The sequence below is a fragment of the Emticicia sp. genome (genome assembly GCF_043780375.1).
In the GTDB taxonomy this organism is placed as follows: Bacteria; Bacteroidota; Bacteroidia; order Cytophagales; family Spirosomataceae; genus Emticicia.
The window spans coordinates 1-14,014 of sequence record NZ_JAYWCU010000068.1; the positions used below are offsets into that span (position 1 = coordinate 1).

General features: G+C 34.3%; 11 protein-coding genes. 9 read left to right on the top strand and 2 right to left on the bottom strand.

Annotated features, from left to right (window positions below):
- Positions 1-776: acetyl-CoA C-acyltransferase (locus ACH2CJ_RS05125; RefSeq protein ID WP_394991168.1), on the top strand; the 776-nt coding region annotated here is incomplete at its 5' end.
- A 103-nt stretch (positions 777-879) separates the two neighbouring features.
- Here ACH2CJ_RS05125 and ACH2CJ_RS05130 read toward each other — a convergent pair.
- Positions 880-1,527 carry an outer membrane lipoprotein carrier protein LolA gene (locus ACH2CJ_RS05130; RefSeq protein WP_394991169.1) on the bottom strand — a complete coding sequence of 216 codons (648 nt, stop codon included), beginning with the start codon at positions 1,525-1,527 and terminating at the stop codon, positions 880-882.
- A gap of 127 nt (positions 1,528-1,654) precedes the next feature.
- Positions 1,655-4,192: a DNA translocase FtsK 4TM domain-containing protein gene (locus tag ACH2CJ_RS05135; protein ID WP_394991170.1), complete on the bottom strand. Its 2,538-nt coding sequence runs from the start codon at positions 4,190-4,192 to the stop codon at positions 1,655-1,657.
- Between the two features lie 153 nt (positions 4,193-4,345).
- Here ACH2CJ_RS05135 and ACH2CJ_RS05140 point away from each other — a divergent pair, with 153 nt between their 5' ends.
- The 8 genes from ACH2CJ_RS05140 to ACH2CJ_RS05175 all read left to right on the top strand — a co-directional run bounded on the left by ACH2CJ_RS05140 (position 4,346) and on the right by ACH2CJ_RS05175 (position 13,933).
- Complete coding sequence (locus tag ACH2CJ_RS05140; RefSeq protein WP_394991171.1) at positions 4,346-4,555, top strand: hypothetical protein; 210 nt, start codon at positions 4,346-4,348, stop codon at positions 4,553-4,555.
- Positions 4,556-4,656: 101 nt separating this feature from the next.
- Positions 4,657-5,328, top strand: coding sequence for a thiamine diphosphokinase (locus tag ACH2CJ_RS05145; RefSeq protein WP_394991172.1), 672 nt, complete (start codon positions 4,657-4,659; stop codon positions 5,326-5,328).
- 503 nt (positions 5,329-5,831) lie between these two features.
- Complete coding sequence (locus ACH2CJ_RS05150; protein WP_394991173.1) at positions 5,832-8,303, top strand: ribonucleoside-diphosphate reductase subunit alpha; 2,472 nt, start codon at positions 5,832-5,834, stop codon at positions 8,301-8,303.
- A 472-nt stretch (positions 8,304-8,775) separates the two neighbouring features.
- Complete coding sequence (locus ACH2CJ_RS05155) at positions 8,776-10,440, top strand: hypothetical protein (protein WP_394991174.1); 1,665 nt, start codon at positions 8,776-8,778, stop codon at positions 10,438-10,440.
- A complete protein-coding gene (locus ACH2CJ_RS05160; RefSeq protein ID WP_394991175.1) occupies positions 10,434-11,609 on the top strand; it encodes a hypothetical protein in 1,176 nt (391 codons plus the stop codon). Before ACH2CJ_RS05155 ends, ACH2CJ_RS05160 begins: the two co-directional genes overlap by 7 nt.
- Positions 11,610-11,654: 45 nt before the next feature.
- Positions 11,655-11,813 carry a hypothetical protein gene (locus tag ACH2CJ_RS05165; RefSeq protein WP_394991176.1) on the top strand — a complete coding sequence of 53 codons (159 nt, stop codon included), beginning with the start codon at positions 11,655-11,657 and terminating at the stop codon, positions 11,811-11,813.
- A 213-nt stretch (positions 11,814-12,026) separates the two neighbouring features.
- Positions 12,027-13,205: a carboxypeptidase-like regulatory domain-containing protein gene (locus tag ACH2CJ_RS05170; protein ID WP_394991177.1), complete on the top strand. Its 1,179-nt coding sequence runs from the start codon at positions 12,027-12,029 to the stop codon at positions 13,203-13,205.
- Positions 13,206-13,222: 17 nt separating this feature from the next.
- Positions 13,223-13,933, top strand: a complete 711-nt coding sequence (locus ACH2CJ_RS05175; RefSeq protein WP_394991178.1) for a MauE/DoxX family redox-associated membrane protein — start codon at positions 13,223-13,225, stop codon at positions 13,931-13,933.
- Positions 13,934-14,014: the final 81 nt, after the last annotated feature.

The window sequence follows — 14,014 nt, forward strand, 5'->3', positions numbered from 1 at the left end:
ATAAAATTGTTCCACAAGGCATTTCTGCCGACCTGATTGCTACCAAATATGGCTATTCTCGCAATGATGTTGATACTTTTGCGGTAGAATCGGTTCGCCGTGCGGTAGCAGCTCAAAAAACCAAACATTATCAATCAATGGTTTCGGTACAAGACGAAATCGGTATTACGGTGCTTGACCGTGATGAGGGTATTCGTCCAGATACAACTATTGAATCTTTGAGCAAACTAAAACCTGCCTTTGAAATGATGGGCGGCATGGGACTTGATGCTTTGGCTTTGATGAAATACAACGATTTGGTAAATATTAACCACGTGCATCATGCAGGAAATTCTTCTCAATTGACCGACGGTTCGGGAGTTTTATTGATTGGAAGTAAAGAGATGGGAATTAAATTGGGTTTGAAACCTCGTGCAAAAATAAAAGCATTTGCTATTGTTGGCTCTGAACCAACAATTATGCTCACGGGACCAGTTCCTGCCACCGAAAAGGTATTGAAAAGAGCAGGAATGTCAATCAGTGATATTGATTTATTTGAAGTAAATGAAGCTTTTTCGGCAATTCCAATGCTATTTATGGAAAAATTTGGCGTTGACCATTCAAAAATCAATGTCAATGGTGGAGCAATTGCTTTAGGACATCCGCTTGGAGCAACTGGGGCGATTCTTTCAAGCTCATTGATTGACGAAATGGAAAACTCTAATAAATCAACCGGACTCGTAACGCTTTGTATTGGTGGCGGAATGGGAATTGCAACAATATTTGAGAGAGTTTGAGAAGTCAATAGACGATATTCCGCAATAAATTAAGTACAAAAAAGGTTCTCGAAAATTATTTTCGAGAACCTTTTTTTACTATAAGTAGTTAACTATCAAACTTTTATCTCAAATCTACAACTTCTACGCCTGGATATTTTTTCTTATCAAAAGTAAACATTTTATCGTCGGCAGGAGCATTTGGTGAAAACTTATCTACACGAAAAACGGTACGTTTACCATTTTTATCCCAAACTTTCCAAGATTTTACTGACTTATCTTTCTTATCAATTTTTATCTGAACTTTGGCTACTTTGCTTGATTTATCTTCTGGTGAAAGCTCTACTACTTCATAAAACTGGCTTCCTTCTTTTACTTCTTCCAAGAAAACATATTTATAGCCTTTTTTATAAATTGTATAAATTTTAGTTGGAGAAAGTTCTTCCATTTCAGCAGGATTAAACTCAGTTACATTACATTCATTGGTTTCTTTTACATAAGTATAAAGGTCTTTTCCGTTAGCAAAAACCTCTTGTCCAGCCATTTTTAAGCGAAATTTTGCACCTTTCACGGTTACATCTCCTTTATAACTTTCGGTCAATTTTGCGTTTGTCCCTTCTACACCATAAGTAAATGCCGCACTAAACGATTTCATGGTTTGGTATTTTTTGCTCATTTCGTCTAAAATTGCCGTAGCTTTTTTGTCTTTTTGAGCAATAGCTAAGCTACTGACTATCAGTAAATTAGCAATTACAATAAGTGTTTTTTTCATTTTTATATAAGGTTAATTTCGTATTGTATAGTTTAAACGAGATTTCTATGGAAAAGATTAATAACAACCTACTATATTATCTGTTATTAAAACAATTAAGACGCAAAATTAATTCAAAAGGTTGTTTTTACCTCAATTTTCTTAGCATCTCTTCTAAATGTTCCATATCTTTTATCAAAACCTCGCGGGCTTTACTGCCTTCAAATGGCCCAACGATTCCTGCACCTTCCAATTGGTCGATAATTCTTCCCGCTCGATTATAGCCTAACTTCATTTTTCGTTGAATCAACGAAGTGCTGCCTTGTTGGTGCGAAACCATCAATCGTGCTGCATCTTCAAACATCACATCAAGCTCGGAGGCATCAAATTCAGCAGTTTCTCCTTCTTCTTCTCCATAGAATTCTGGCAATAAATAAGCCGATTCGTAAGCTCGTTGGCTACCGATAAACTCACAAATGTCTTCAACTTCTGGCGTATCTACGAATGGACATTGCAAACGCACCATGTCCGACCCCATGGAAAGAAGCATATCTCCATTACCCACCAATTGCTCTGAGCCACCCGTGTCTAAAATAGTTCGTGAGTCAATTTTTGACGTAACTTTAAACGACAATCGAGCAGGGAAGTTTGCCTTAATCAAACCCGTAATTACATTGACTGATGGACGTTGAGTAGCCACAATTAAATGAATACCAATAGCACGAGCCAACTGAGCCAAACGGGCAATTGGTTGCTCTACTTCTTTACCTGCGGTCATCATCAAATCTGCCAACTCATCAATAACAAGTACAATATATGGCAAATAACGATGTCCTTTTTCAGGATTTAACCTTCTTTGAATAAATTTAACGTTATATTCTTTGATATTTCGCACACCCGCATCTTTCAGCAAGTTATAGCGATTATCCATTTCTATACAAAGTGAGTTGAGGGTATAAACAACTTTTTTAGTATCGGTTATAATTGCCTCCTCAGCATTGGGTAGCATTGCCAAGAAATGCCTTTCGATTTTGTTATAAAGGGTAAGTTCAACTTTCTTAGGGTCAACTAATACAAATTTTATTTGAGCAGGATGTTTTTTGTAGAGCAACGATGTGAGAATAACGTTCAAACCAACTGATTTTCCTTGACCCGTAGCTCCTGCCATGAGCAAGTGAGGCATTTTTGCCAAATCAGCAACAAAAATTTCATTTGAAATCGTTTTTCCAAGAATAATTGGTAATTCAAAGTTGTTTTTCTGAAACTTTTCACTCGAAATTACCGATTTCATCGTTACCATTTCACGGTTTTTGTTCGGTACTTCAATACCAATCGTACCTTTTCCTGGCATCGGAGCAATGATACGAATACCCAAAGCAGCCAAGTTTAGGGCAATATCATCTTCTAAATTTTTGATTTTTGAAATACGAATGCCTGCTTCTGGTACTATTTCATAAAGTGTTACAGTTGGTCCAATCGTGGCTTTGATGCTTGCAATTCCAATCTGAAAATTACGCATCGTTTCAACGATTTTGTTTTTATTTGCCTCCAATTCTTCTTCAGTAACTTTACTTCCTGCATTGTTATATTCACTCAAAAGCGAGAGCGGAGGATATTGATAATTGCCCAAATCGAGCGTTGGGTCGAACAAACCAAAGTCTTTCAATACTTTTTCATTGACACCGTCATCATCCAAATCGTTTTCTAAAACATCCTCTAATTCATTTTTGGTCGTATCTTCAACAATAAAAGTCGGTCCACCTTTAAATGGCTCATTTGGCAAAGTATTCTTTTCTTTTTCCAAATTTTCTATCTCCAATTTTAAGCCATTGGGCGATATTACATTTTCTCCAAACGGTCTTGGCACACTGATATCATCTTTCAAGAAATCAATTTTATCAGTTTCTTTATTAACAGTAGTAGTATTTCTAAAGGCATTTCCTTCCATTTCTTCTTCTTCATCCTCATCGTCTAGGCTAACGGCTCGACGAATACGCTCCGTTGCGACATCATCAAGTGGGTCTCGTTTGAAATATGTGGCAAAAAACCAATCATCAATTTTTGTATAACCATGAAAGAAAATCAACCATGCAGCCAACATCAATAAAATGATTAAAATTCCGCCCCAACCGATAGCTTGATGAAAAAATTGATTGACAGTATAACCAATTCCTCCGCAGACAATTCCTGCAGTTAAATCAAATAACGAAGCAAAATAGCCCAAGAAAATACTTGCCCAAAAAATATAAAAAACACTGGCAAGCGTGAAACTATTGAAATTTTGAGGGAGTAAATCTTTTTTCCAAACTAAGCGATAACCTGCCCAAAATACAACAGGTAACCAGCCAAAAGCCGCTAAACCAAACCATTGAAAGATAAAAAAATGAGAAAGTTTTGCACCCATCAAACCCATCGCATTTCGAGCTTTTCGATCGGGTTGCTCAATAGAAGTCCAAAAAGTTCGCTGAACAATATCTTGATCGGCATCACCTGTAAATAGGTACGATACAAATGAGAGAAACAATATTACGGACAAAATCAGCAAAAAAACACCTAAAGCAAGCATGTAGCTATCTTTGCTTACATTAAACTCAATGGCTTTTTGATTTATACCACTTTTAGCTCCCGAAGAGCTACGAGGTGTATTCTTGAGTGGTTGTTTTTTGCGAAAAGTATTACCTGACATCTTTATGGAGTAGGAAAGCGATATGTTTTAAAGACAAATATAGAAATTTTACTATAAATATTCTCAAAAAGGAAACAATTTTGAGTTTTATTACTTTTTTTTACCAAAGGTTTCTTACTATCTTTGTTGTTATACGTAATATTTCAAACAAAAATGTCTAAAAAAAAATCGTTAAAAAGCAGAACTGAAAATACCCTCTCCTCTTCTGATATTAATTTTATAAAGCACAATGCCACAAGTTATACATTGGGGCAATTAGTTGGCCGCTTAGGTCGTTCTGAAAATACGATAAAAAAATACTTGAAGCTTCTTGACTTGGAGACATTGGAAGTGTCAATGATTTCTTCAGCTGCAATTTTTTGAATTTGTTGAAAACAAAAATCCAAGCAAAACCTATTTAGTGACCCTAAGTATCATTTGTCAATTATCGACCATCATCTATTGACAATCGTCTATAAATAAAGATGTCTTCACACCATATTGTTAGAGAAAAACAAGAGCCTGCTCTTATCATTGCTAATGGCGAAAGTTGCAGTTTTGAACTACTCGGGCAACTGCTCGAATGGAGTCCGTTTGTGGTAGTTCTTGATAGTGCAATTCACCGTGTAATGTCGCTTGGAATTAAGATAGATGTACTTCTTGGGGATTTTGACAAAGACCTTAATTTGATTGAAATTAAACAAAATCAATACCCAATTGAGATTATTCATACCCCCGACCAAGATAAAACAGACTTGGAAAAAGCCTTCGATTTTCTGATAGAAAGAGGCTTTCCTGCGGTCAATGTTGTGTGGGCAACAGGTCGTCGAGCCGACCACTCAATTACGAATATGACCAATATTGTTCGTTACAAAAGTAAACTTCAAATTGTTATGATTGATGATTTTTCAGTCATTTACCCCCTCCTACCAACCCCGCATATATTCGAAAAATGGTTCGCAAAAGGCTTCCAAATTTCACTTATTCCGATAGGAATCGCAAGCAATATTAACACTAAAAATCTACGCTATTCTCTTGATAATCAGAACCTTACGCTTGGGTATCGCTCTGGAAATAGTAATGAATCAGCTGAAGACGGAATTGTTCAGATTTTTTATGAATCTGGCGACTTATTACTCATGGAATGCCATGATTAATTATAGTTTTTTCAATGTGGATAACTTTTTCAGAATTTATTTTTTTTTCTGAAAATTAAATATTTACATTTGTCAATGTGAAAAATTACCCAACCACTTCTATAAAACAGCCCCTTGTTAAGAAAAGTTTTTAAAGAATTTGCCACTATGTGGATAACTTTTTTATTTCACTTTTCTAATCCACAGATTAAGTAACTGATTGATTATTAGGACTTAATAATTTCTTAACATTACACTTTTTCAGTATTGGTAATTACGTATAGAATTTTGATTTTTAAATACCTTGACTATTTATTAATTTTACAATTCATCTTAGAATAAAAAATAGTATTCCGAGAAATTAAGACTACTATTTAAAATCTTAAATATCTAACCCTAAAAGTGACTGGCAGTCACGCAAATATAAAAGTAAAGTACAGTATTGAATCCCAATCAAGACCATTTTTGGTCTCCTGAAAACTTGTTGTGAACTTCAAAAATCCTTAACACAAAAAGGCTGCCTTATGTACGTAATCAAAAGAGACGGACGCCGCGAGTCGGTAAAGTTCGACAAAATCACAGCTCGTATTGAGCGACTCTGCTATGGTTTAGAACCAGCATTTGTCCAACCCGTTGAAGTTGCCATGAAAGTTGTAGCTGGTATCTATGATGGTGTAAGTACATCAGAATTAGATAGCTTAGCTGCCGAAACCGCTGCTTCAATGACAACAAAGCACCCTGATTATGCTGTTTTAGCAGCTCGGATTGCTATTTCAAACCTACACAAAAACACACTCAAGTCGTTTTCGGGTACAATGAAGATGTTGCACCAATATACCGATCCGAAAACTGGTCAAAATGCTTCACTCATTGCCAAAGACACCTGGAAAGTGATTCAGAAACACGCCGCTTTGCTTGATTCTGCTATTATTTATGACCGTGATTTTGGTTATGATTATTTTGGTTATAAAACCCTTGAGAAATCATATTTATTGAAACTTCATGGCAAAATCGTCGAGCGTCCACAGCACATGCTCATGCGTGTAGCTGTTGGTATTCATGGTGAAGATATTGACCGTATAATTGAAACTTACGAGCTACTTTCAGAGCGTTGGTTTACGCATGCCACTCCCACATTATTCAATGCAGGTACACCAAAACCTCAACTATCTTCTTGTTTCTTGCTAACAATGAAAGACGATAGTATTACTGGCATTTATGAAACTTTAGCTCAAACGGCTCAGATTTCACAATCTGCTGGCGGAATTGGTCTGGCTATTCATGATATTCGTGCAACAGGTTCTTATATCAAAGGCACAAACGGAACTTCCAATGGCATCGTACCAATGCTACGTGTTTTCAATGATACGGCTCGCTACGTTGACCAAGGTGGTGGAAAAAGAAAAGGTTCTTTTGCGATTTATATCGAACCACATCATGCTGATATTTTTGAATTTCTGGATCTAAAGAAAAATCACGGAAAAGAAGAACTTCGTGCAAGAGATTTATTTTACGCACTTTGGATTTCGGATTTATTCATGAAGCGTGTAGAAGCCAATGAGAGTTGGTCGTTGTTCTGCCCACATGAAGCTCCAGGTTTGTCGGATTGCTATGGTGATGAGTTTGAAAAATTGTACGAAAAGTACGAATTAGAAGGCAAAGCACGCAGAACTATCAAGGCACAAGACCTTTGGTTTGCCATCATGGAATCTCAGATTGAGACTGGCACGCCTTATATGTTGTATAAAGATGCAGCAAATAAAAAATCGAACCAAAAGAACTTAGGAACGATAAAATCGTCGAATCTTTGTACTGAAATTATCGAATATACTGCTCCTGACGAAGTTGCCGTTTGTAATTTGGCATCAATTGCTTTGCCAAAATACATTGTGAAAGATGAAAAAACTGGTTTCTTGAAGTTCGACCATCAGAAATTATATGAAGTTACGAAAGTAATTACCAATAACCTCAATAAGGTAATCGATGTAAATTATTACCCAGTACCAGAGGCCGAGCGAAGTAATCTTCGTCACCGTCCGATTGGTTTGGGTATTCAAGGCTTGGCTGATGCTTTTATTTTACTCAGAATGCCTTTTGAATCTGACGAGGCTCGTCAGTTGAACAAAGATGTTTTTGAAACGATTTATTACGCTGCCATGGAAGCTTCGATGGAGTTGGCAGTGAAAGATGGACCTTATCCAACTTGGGCAGGTTCACCAATTTCGCAAGGTATTTTCCAATTTGATATGTGGAACGTAACGCCAGAATCTGGTCGTTGGAACTGGGAATCGTTGCGTGAGAAAGTAATTAAAAATGGTGTAAGAAATTCATTGTTGGTTGCTCCAATGCCAACGGCTTCTACAAGTCAGATTTTGGGTAATAACGAATGTTTTGAGCCTTACACTTCAAATATTTATACTCGTCGTGTACTCTCGGGCGAATTTGTGGTAGTAAATAAGCACTTGTTGAAAGATTTAGTAAAAATTGGCTTATGGAACGACATCATGAAAAACAAGTTGATTTCTGCTAATGGTTCGGTGCAAGCGATTCCAGAAGTGCCTCAAAACTTGAAGGATTTGTATCGTACAGCTTGGGAAATTAAGCAAAAAACTATCGTAGATATGGCAGCCGACAGAGGTGCATATATTTGCCAAAGTCAGTCGTTGAATATCTTTATGGAGAATGCCAACTTCGGAAAACTAACTTCTATGCACTTCTATGCTTGGAAAGCAGGTTTGAAAACAGGTATGTATTACTTACGTACAAAAGCCGCTTCTGACGCTGTGAAGTTTACGGTTGATAGACAAGCGATTGCCGAAGTAATGCCAGCAACCTCAATAGTAGAAGAAAAACCATTAGATTATGCTAAATATGCCGAAGAACAAACTGCAAAGGCAACCGCAGCAGCCTCTTTTGTAAGCGAAGAAGAGTATCAATATGCAGCAATGCAATGTTCACTCGATGACCCAGAAGGTTGCGAGATGTGTGGTTCATAAGGGATTCCGACTTTGCTCTTTCTTAATATAAAATCACTGCAAAACCACCTCCCAAGGGTGGTTTTGTTGGTTTATAGAGCAGAATATTGTCTTTACTAAATTATATCACCGCTAAATAACTTTTTTTTTAAACATTTGGATTTGAAATTTAGAAGTACTACTATTGAGCATTGTAAAGAATAAAATTTACTTTTGCTGATATTACACTTATGAAAAAAATAATCTCTTTTAAAGATGAATATGCATACACAACACAACACAACACAACACAACACAACACAACACTAATCTTATCATACTGCCAAGAGAACACTATTTTTATGTTCATTTGATAGACCTTATTTCCCCTCTTTATCCAAAAATTGAAGCCTCAAAACTTCAATCTTTATCTACCTGTTCTTACAAATATTTTAAATTCCTACTAAGCTTTGATGATTTTATAGACTCCAGGAATGATACATCAGAAGTTCAAATGTCTAAATTTATCAATCTGAAAGATGGGTTTACGCATTATGAACAAGCTATTTGTGGCTTGGCTTATTTATTTTCTACTGAAAGTAGTTTTTGGTTTTCTTTTCAAAAATGTAAAGATGCTTATTTCAAAACGGTTCTTTCCGAAAAGCAACTTTCTCATGCAAAATCTTCAATTGACGAATCACTTTTTGAAAAAATAGCTAAAGGCAAATCTGCTATTTGTTTGAATGCTGTTTATGCCATACAAGTTTTAGCTGAAAACTATAATTTTGAGCTAAAACTCATCGAATTGGTCAATCAAATTCATATTGCTTTTCAATTATTAGATGATATTGATGATTTCAAAAAAGATATTCACGAAAACCAATGGACTTATCCGCAATATCTTTTACAAGAATATTTAGCTAAAAATGACCTAAAAGACATTGATACTACCTTCAAACACAAGTATTTATACATTTCGGGCATTGCAGAAACTAATCTACAAAAAGCAATTACTCATTTTAATAATGCCAAACATATTGCCACAGATTTACAATTATCTGAATTAGAAAATTATATTCAAAAACAAATAGGCAATGTAGAATTTCATGAGCAAGAAATTAAATTTCTGCACGAAAAAACAAGAATAAAAGCACAAAAAAGTCAAGCTTTTGTAGAAAATAATGATTTAGAAAAAAGCATACTAAATGGCATCAATTATTTAGAGTCAAACCTTGAAAATACCTTTACTTGGTCTGATTTTATGACAAGTGCGGGTGCTGGAAAGGCATGGATAACAGGATTCGTGGGTATGAATTTAGCCGAAATAGATAAAGAATTGCCTTTTTTGAAGAAAGTTGCTAATAAAATTCAAGAAAATCTAAGCGATTTTCTTTCGTACAATCAAAGTGTTTTTCAAGATGGTGATTCAACTAACTTCCTTGTTGGTTTTTTACAACAAATGAATTTGCCTAACCAAGAAATTGAACAACTTTGGCAGAAGTTTATAGACCCTGATGGTGGCTGGGTAACTTATCGTGATGCCGAAGAATTGTATAAACGCTTAGAATTACCCAAAGAAATTTCGGTTGATGCTTGGCTTTCTTCCAAGATTTGCGTGTCGGCTGTTGCTTGTTATGTATTGAGCTCTTTTGAAAATCACTCAATATTTGAGAAAACTGCCGAATTTTTGATAAAAAACATTAAAAATGAGCATTGGAAATCTTATTGGTGGACAAGTTCGGTTTATTCAACTTCCTATTCGATTTTGGCTTTGTGTAGCCATGAACAATACAGAAATATTTGTCAAAAACCAGTAGAATGGTTATTAAGCCAACAAACAGAAAGCGGTTTTTGGATAAATCCAAGAGATAAGCAAGCCAATGCTTTTTATACTTCTTTGGCTCTCAAAGCCTTGATTGTTTATGATAAAGAGATTTTTTCTAATGAAATTCAAAAAGGTATTGATTGGATTTTGAGCGTACAAATGCAAGATGGCAGTTGGCAAACCAATCGGATTTTACAAATTCCTGCCACCGATGTTGCACACCCCGAAAATGTAAGTAGGTGGCGGAATAGTTCTTTTGGTGTGAATTGCATAACCGATGACCATAATAGAGTTTTTACGACAAGTGCAGTGGTAAATTGTTTGGCAACCTATAAAAAACTAACGCAATGTTGATAAAAGAAGGTTATACTGTTCATTCATGGGACAATGAAAAATGGGTAATCAATAGCCCCGAAGGGAGAATTTTTTTGATAAACGAAGTAACTTTTAAGTTATTCCATATTTTAGAAAATAGTCAAACGTTTGATGAAGCACACCAAGCCTTTGAAAGCGAGTTTTTGATAACTCTTTCTTTGGAAGGTTTTCGACAACATCTTTCAAAAACCATTGGTGGGTTTGGTATTTTGACTGACGATTTTGAGGTGGCTCGTCCATCAATGAAAAACAGATATTTGAAGTTAAAAGTGCAAATAATTAATGCAAAAATCGCTGGTTTTTTGGCAAAACCTCTTACCATTTTCTATCATCCAAAGTCTTTTTGGTATATTTTGGCTTCGTTTGTTGCCTTTATTTTTTCTGTATTTTTGAATACTACTCAAAAAATTGAATTGACAGCATCGCAAATGTCGATTGTTGTAGGTTTATTTTATTTGTCTATGCCGATTCACGAATTGGGGCATATTGCTGCTTGTAAAGCATATAATTTGAAACATGGTGGCATTGGCTTTGGATTTTATTTTGTGTTGCCTGTAATGTATGCCGACATCACAAATATTTGGACAGCTAATAAAGAAAAACGCATCATAGCCAACATGGGAGGCATTTTTAGTGAAATACTTTACGCAAGTATATTATTGATATTGTATTTGATTACACACAATCCGATATTTTTTGTAACGGGAATATCATTGGGTACGATGGTAGTTTGGGAGTTTAATCCTTTTGTAAGATTTGACGGCTATTGGATTTTATCAGACCTTACAAATACACCAAACTTAATAAAAAAATCAAAGGCTATTCTAAAAACTGTTTACAAAAGGCTTCGAGCAAGTACTAGACTGTTTTTGACAAAAAACGAAGTTTGGCTATTTGCTTATGGTCTGATAAATACAGTTTTTTTTATTGCCTTTATGGTTTTTACAATTTATAGTTTTAGGACGTACATCGTTTTATTCCCTCAGTTGATATATGGAGTGCTAAGTAAGTGGTTGAGTGGAAATTTTGATGTAAGTAATGTTAATCGTCAGTTTTTGTTTATTCTGACCTTTTATATATTATTTCTTAGGTTTTGCGTGCAAAATCTCTCAAAAATACCTCGAACTTGGCTTAAAAGGGTGAGCTAAGGCGAGCATTAAATCACACCCTAAATTTTTAAACAATTAAATTTTATGCAACATTCACAAACAAATGAAGCATTGCTTCAACATTTTCAAGTAGAAGAACTTGAAGAAAGATTAGAGAACAAGTGGACTTGCTATTGTCCAGTGGAAAGCACAGACCCATATTCAGGTTCTCCAACAACAGATTACGTAGAGTGTCCGTGTTGATGTTTTTTGGTAATGGGGGAGTTAATTTACTCCCTCAGCACTAAAATTAAGTTGCTTTGTAACGTGTAAATAATAAACTGGCTCTTTTTAATTTTATTAAATTTCTGATAATCAGCGACTTACAAAGTTATTTCAAATCAATTAGACCAACTTATTATTTACCTGTTACTTTACTATTTTTTCGTCTAAAAAAACATAAACACTACTAAAATTATGCAAATAGCATCTCAAAAAAAACTATTATTACTAATATTTATTTTAGTATCTATTCAAGTCCAAGCTCAAATAAAAATTAATGGTGTTGTTTTGGATAGTTTAACTCATCAACCAATACCAGATTTGAGTATTTTAGATTTTCAAAGTAACAAAGGAACGATTACAAACGAAAATGGCGAATTTGAGATTATTGTGAGTGCATTACCAGTAAAAATATTATTTAGTCATGTAAGCTACAAAAAAACACTAAAATTGGTAATTTCTGAAAATTTAGGCGAAATATATGTACCATTAGCAATTATAAATCTCTCCGAAGCTAAAACAGAAAACCCAGCACTAACATTACTAAATGCTGCCATAAATAAAGTGATGAGTGATACTATTAACAGGTATCCGTGTCGTGCTTTTTATCAAAAAACATCAAAAGAAGGGAATAATAGCACAAATATCAATGAAATTTACTTCGATGGATTATGGAGTCAATTGGGTATTACCAAGTGGTTACCAACCAACGCTCGCTATGCAAGTAAAGAAAATAGTTCTTTCAAATTTCAAAACATTACAAGCTCTGTTTTTTATCATTCTGGTTCATCAAGTAAAAATATATATTTACCTTTTTCTTATAGAAATGAGAAAAACATATTTAATTTAAAAATAGTAAAATTTATAAATTATGGAACAGATGATGAAATTGCAGAAATAATTTGCACTCCTAAATTGAAAGAAAATTACTTTTTTGAAGGAGTTATCTACATAAAAACAAAATCAGATAATATTGTCAAAATATCTGGTGAAATGCATTATCCAAATCCTACTCCAAAAAAAATAAAAAATCCATACGATACCTATACAATTAATTTTAAAGAGAATAAAAACGGTTTTTCAGTTTTAGATAACCTCACTTTTATTAAAACAATAACACTTTCTGGCATACCTGACAAGAAAATTGTAGAATCAGCAAAATTAATTATCTACGAGTATGATAATGCTATTGATACTAAAAACATGACGAGTGCTTTTGTAAACAGTGATTTAGATTTAATCAAAAACATACCTTATAACCTTCAATTTTGGGAAAATAACGCTGTAATAAAGCGGTCGAATATTGAAAAATCTTTGATAAAATCTTTTGAAAATAGTAGAGGTTTTGAAAGTAATTTTATAAACAAAAAATAGTTTCAAATAAAATTCTAATGAGAAAAATAAACCTAACAAGCGTCATCTTATCAATCATCTTAGCACTAATCTACTTAATTTCGGGCATAGCAAAAGCGGCAGATATTAATGGCTTTGGCGATATAATTGTGAAGTATGGCTTTCCAAAACTCTATGTACTCGCCCCTGTCATTACATTTATCGAAATTGTGCTGGCTTTTGCTTTGCTATTATTTTGGAATACTCGTGAAGTTGCCTTGTTTTCGTTTGGTTTTATTATTTCTCTTTCGATTATATTTTTAATAGGACTTTTATTCTTAGGTATTGAAGATTGTGGTTGTTTGGGTAGTTTTTATCAAATTCCAGCATGGCTTTCTCTTCTACGCAATCTTTTTATGATTTTTGCCTCTTATTGGCTTTATAAAAATGCGATTGAATTTAAAAGTAATAAATTTGAAATAGCAAAACCTATTATTGCTTTTGGCTTGGGTTTAGTTACGCTCTTTGTTACAGGCTTTGAAATGAAAGAAACTTACTATGAAGTCAGTTATACACAAGGAGATAAAATAAAGAATACATTTTTAGAAGAATATGAGCAAAGTGATGACACAAAAAGGCTTATTTTTATCTTTAGTCCTCGCTGTGGGCATTGTAAAAAAATAGCCCCAACGCTAAATAACCTTTTAAAGCAGAAGAAATATGATGAGATAATAGGACTATATCCAAAAGAAATAAGGTGTACCCAATAGTTTAGACAGTATTTTTACTATTGTTGTTGTAAATTTTCTTTTTTTGCTTCTTTTTTTCTTTTGTTAATTGCTGTGGAAAAG

Excerpts from the sequence above, each read along its gene's own strand:
- ACH2CJ_RS05175 (WP_394991178.1), top strand. The coding sequence starts at position 13,223 with ATGAGAAAAATAAACCTAACAAGCGTCATCTTATCAATCATCTTAGCA.
- ACH2CJ_RS05155 (WP_394991174.1), top strand. The coding sequence starts at position 8,776 with ATGTCTAAATTTATCAATCTGAAAGATGGGTTTACGCATTATGAACAA.
- ACH2CJ_RS05165 (WP_394991176.1), top strand. The coding sequence starts at position 11,655 with ATGCAACATTCACAAACAAATGAAGCATTGCTTCAACATTTTCAAGTA.
- ACH2CJ_RS05135 (WP_394991170.1), bottom strand. The coding sequence starts at position 4,192 with ATGTCAGGTAATACTTTTCGCAAAAAACAACCACTCAAGAATACACCT.
- ACH2CJ_RS05140 (WP_394991171.1), top strand. The coding sequence starts at position 4,346 with ATGTCTAAAAAAAAATCGTTAAAAAGCAGAACTGAAAATACCCTCTCC.
- ACH2CJ_RS05170 (WP_394991177.1), top strand. The coding sequence starts at position 12,027 with ATGCAAATAGCATCTCAAAAAAAACTATTATTACTAATATTTATTTTA.
- ACH2CJ_RS05150 (WP_394991173.1), top strand. The coding sequence starts at position 5,832 with ATGTACGTAATCAAAAGAGACGGACGCCGCGAGTCGGTAAAGTTCGAC.
- ACH2CJ_RS05130 (WP_394991169.1), bottom strand. The coding sequence starts at position 1,527 with ATGAAAAAAACACTTATTGTAATTGCTAATTTACTGATAGTCAGTAGC.
- ACH2CJ_RS05145 (WP_394991172.1), top strand. The coding sequence starts at position 4,657 with ATGTCTTCACACCATATTGTTAGAGAAAAACAAGAGCCTGCTCTTATC.
- ACH2CJ_RS05160 (WP_394991175.1), top strand. The coding sequence starts at position 10,434 with ATGTTGATAAAAGAAGGTTATACTGTTCATTCATGGGACAATGAAAAA.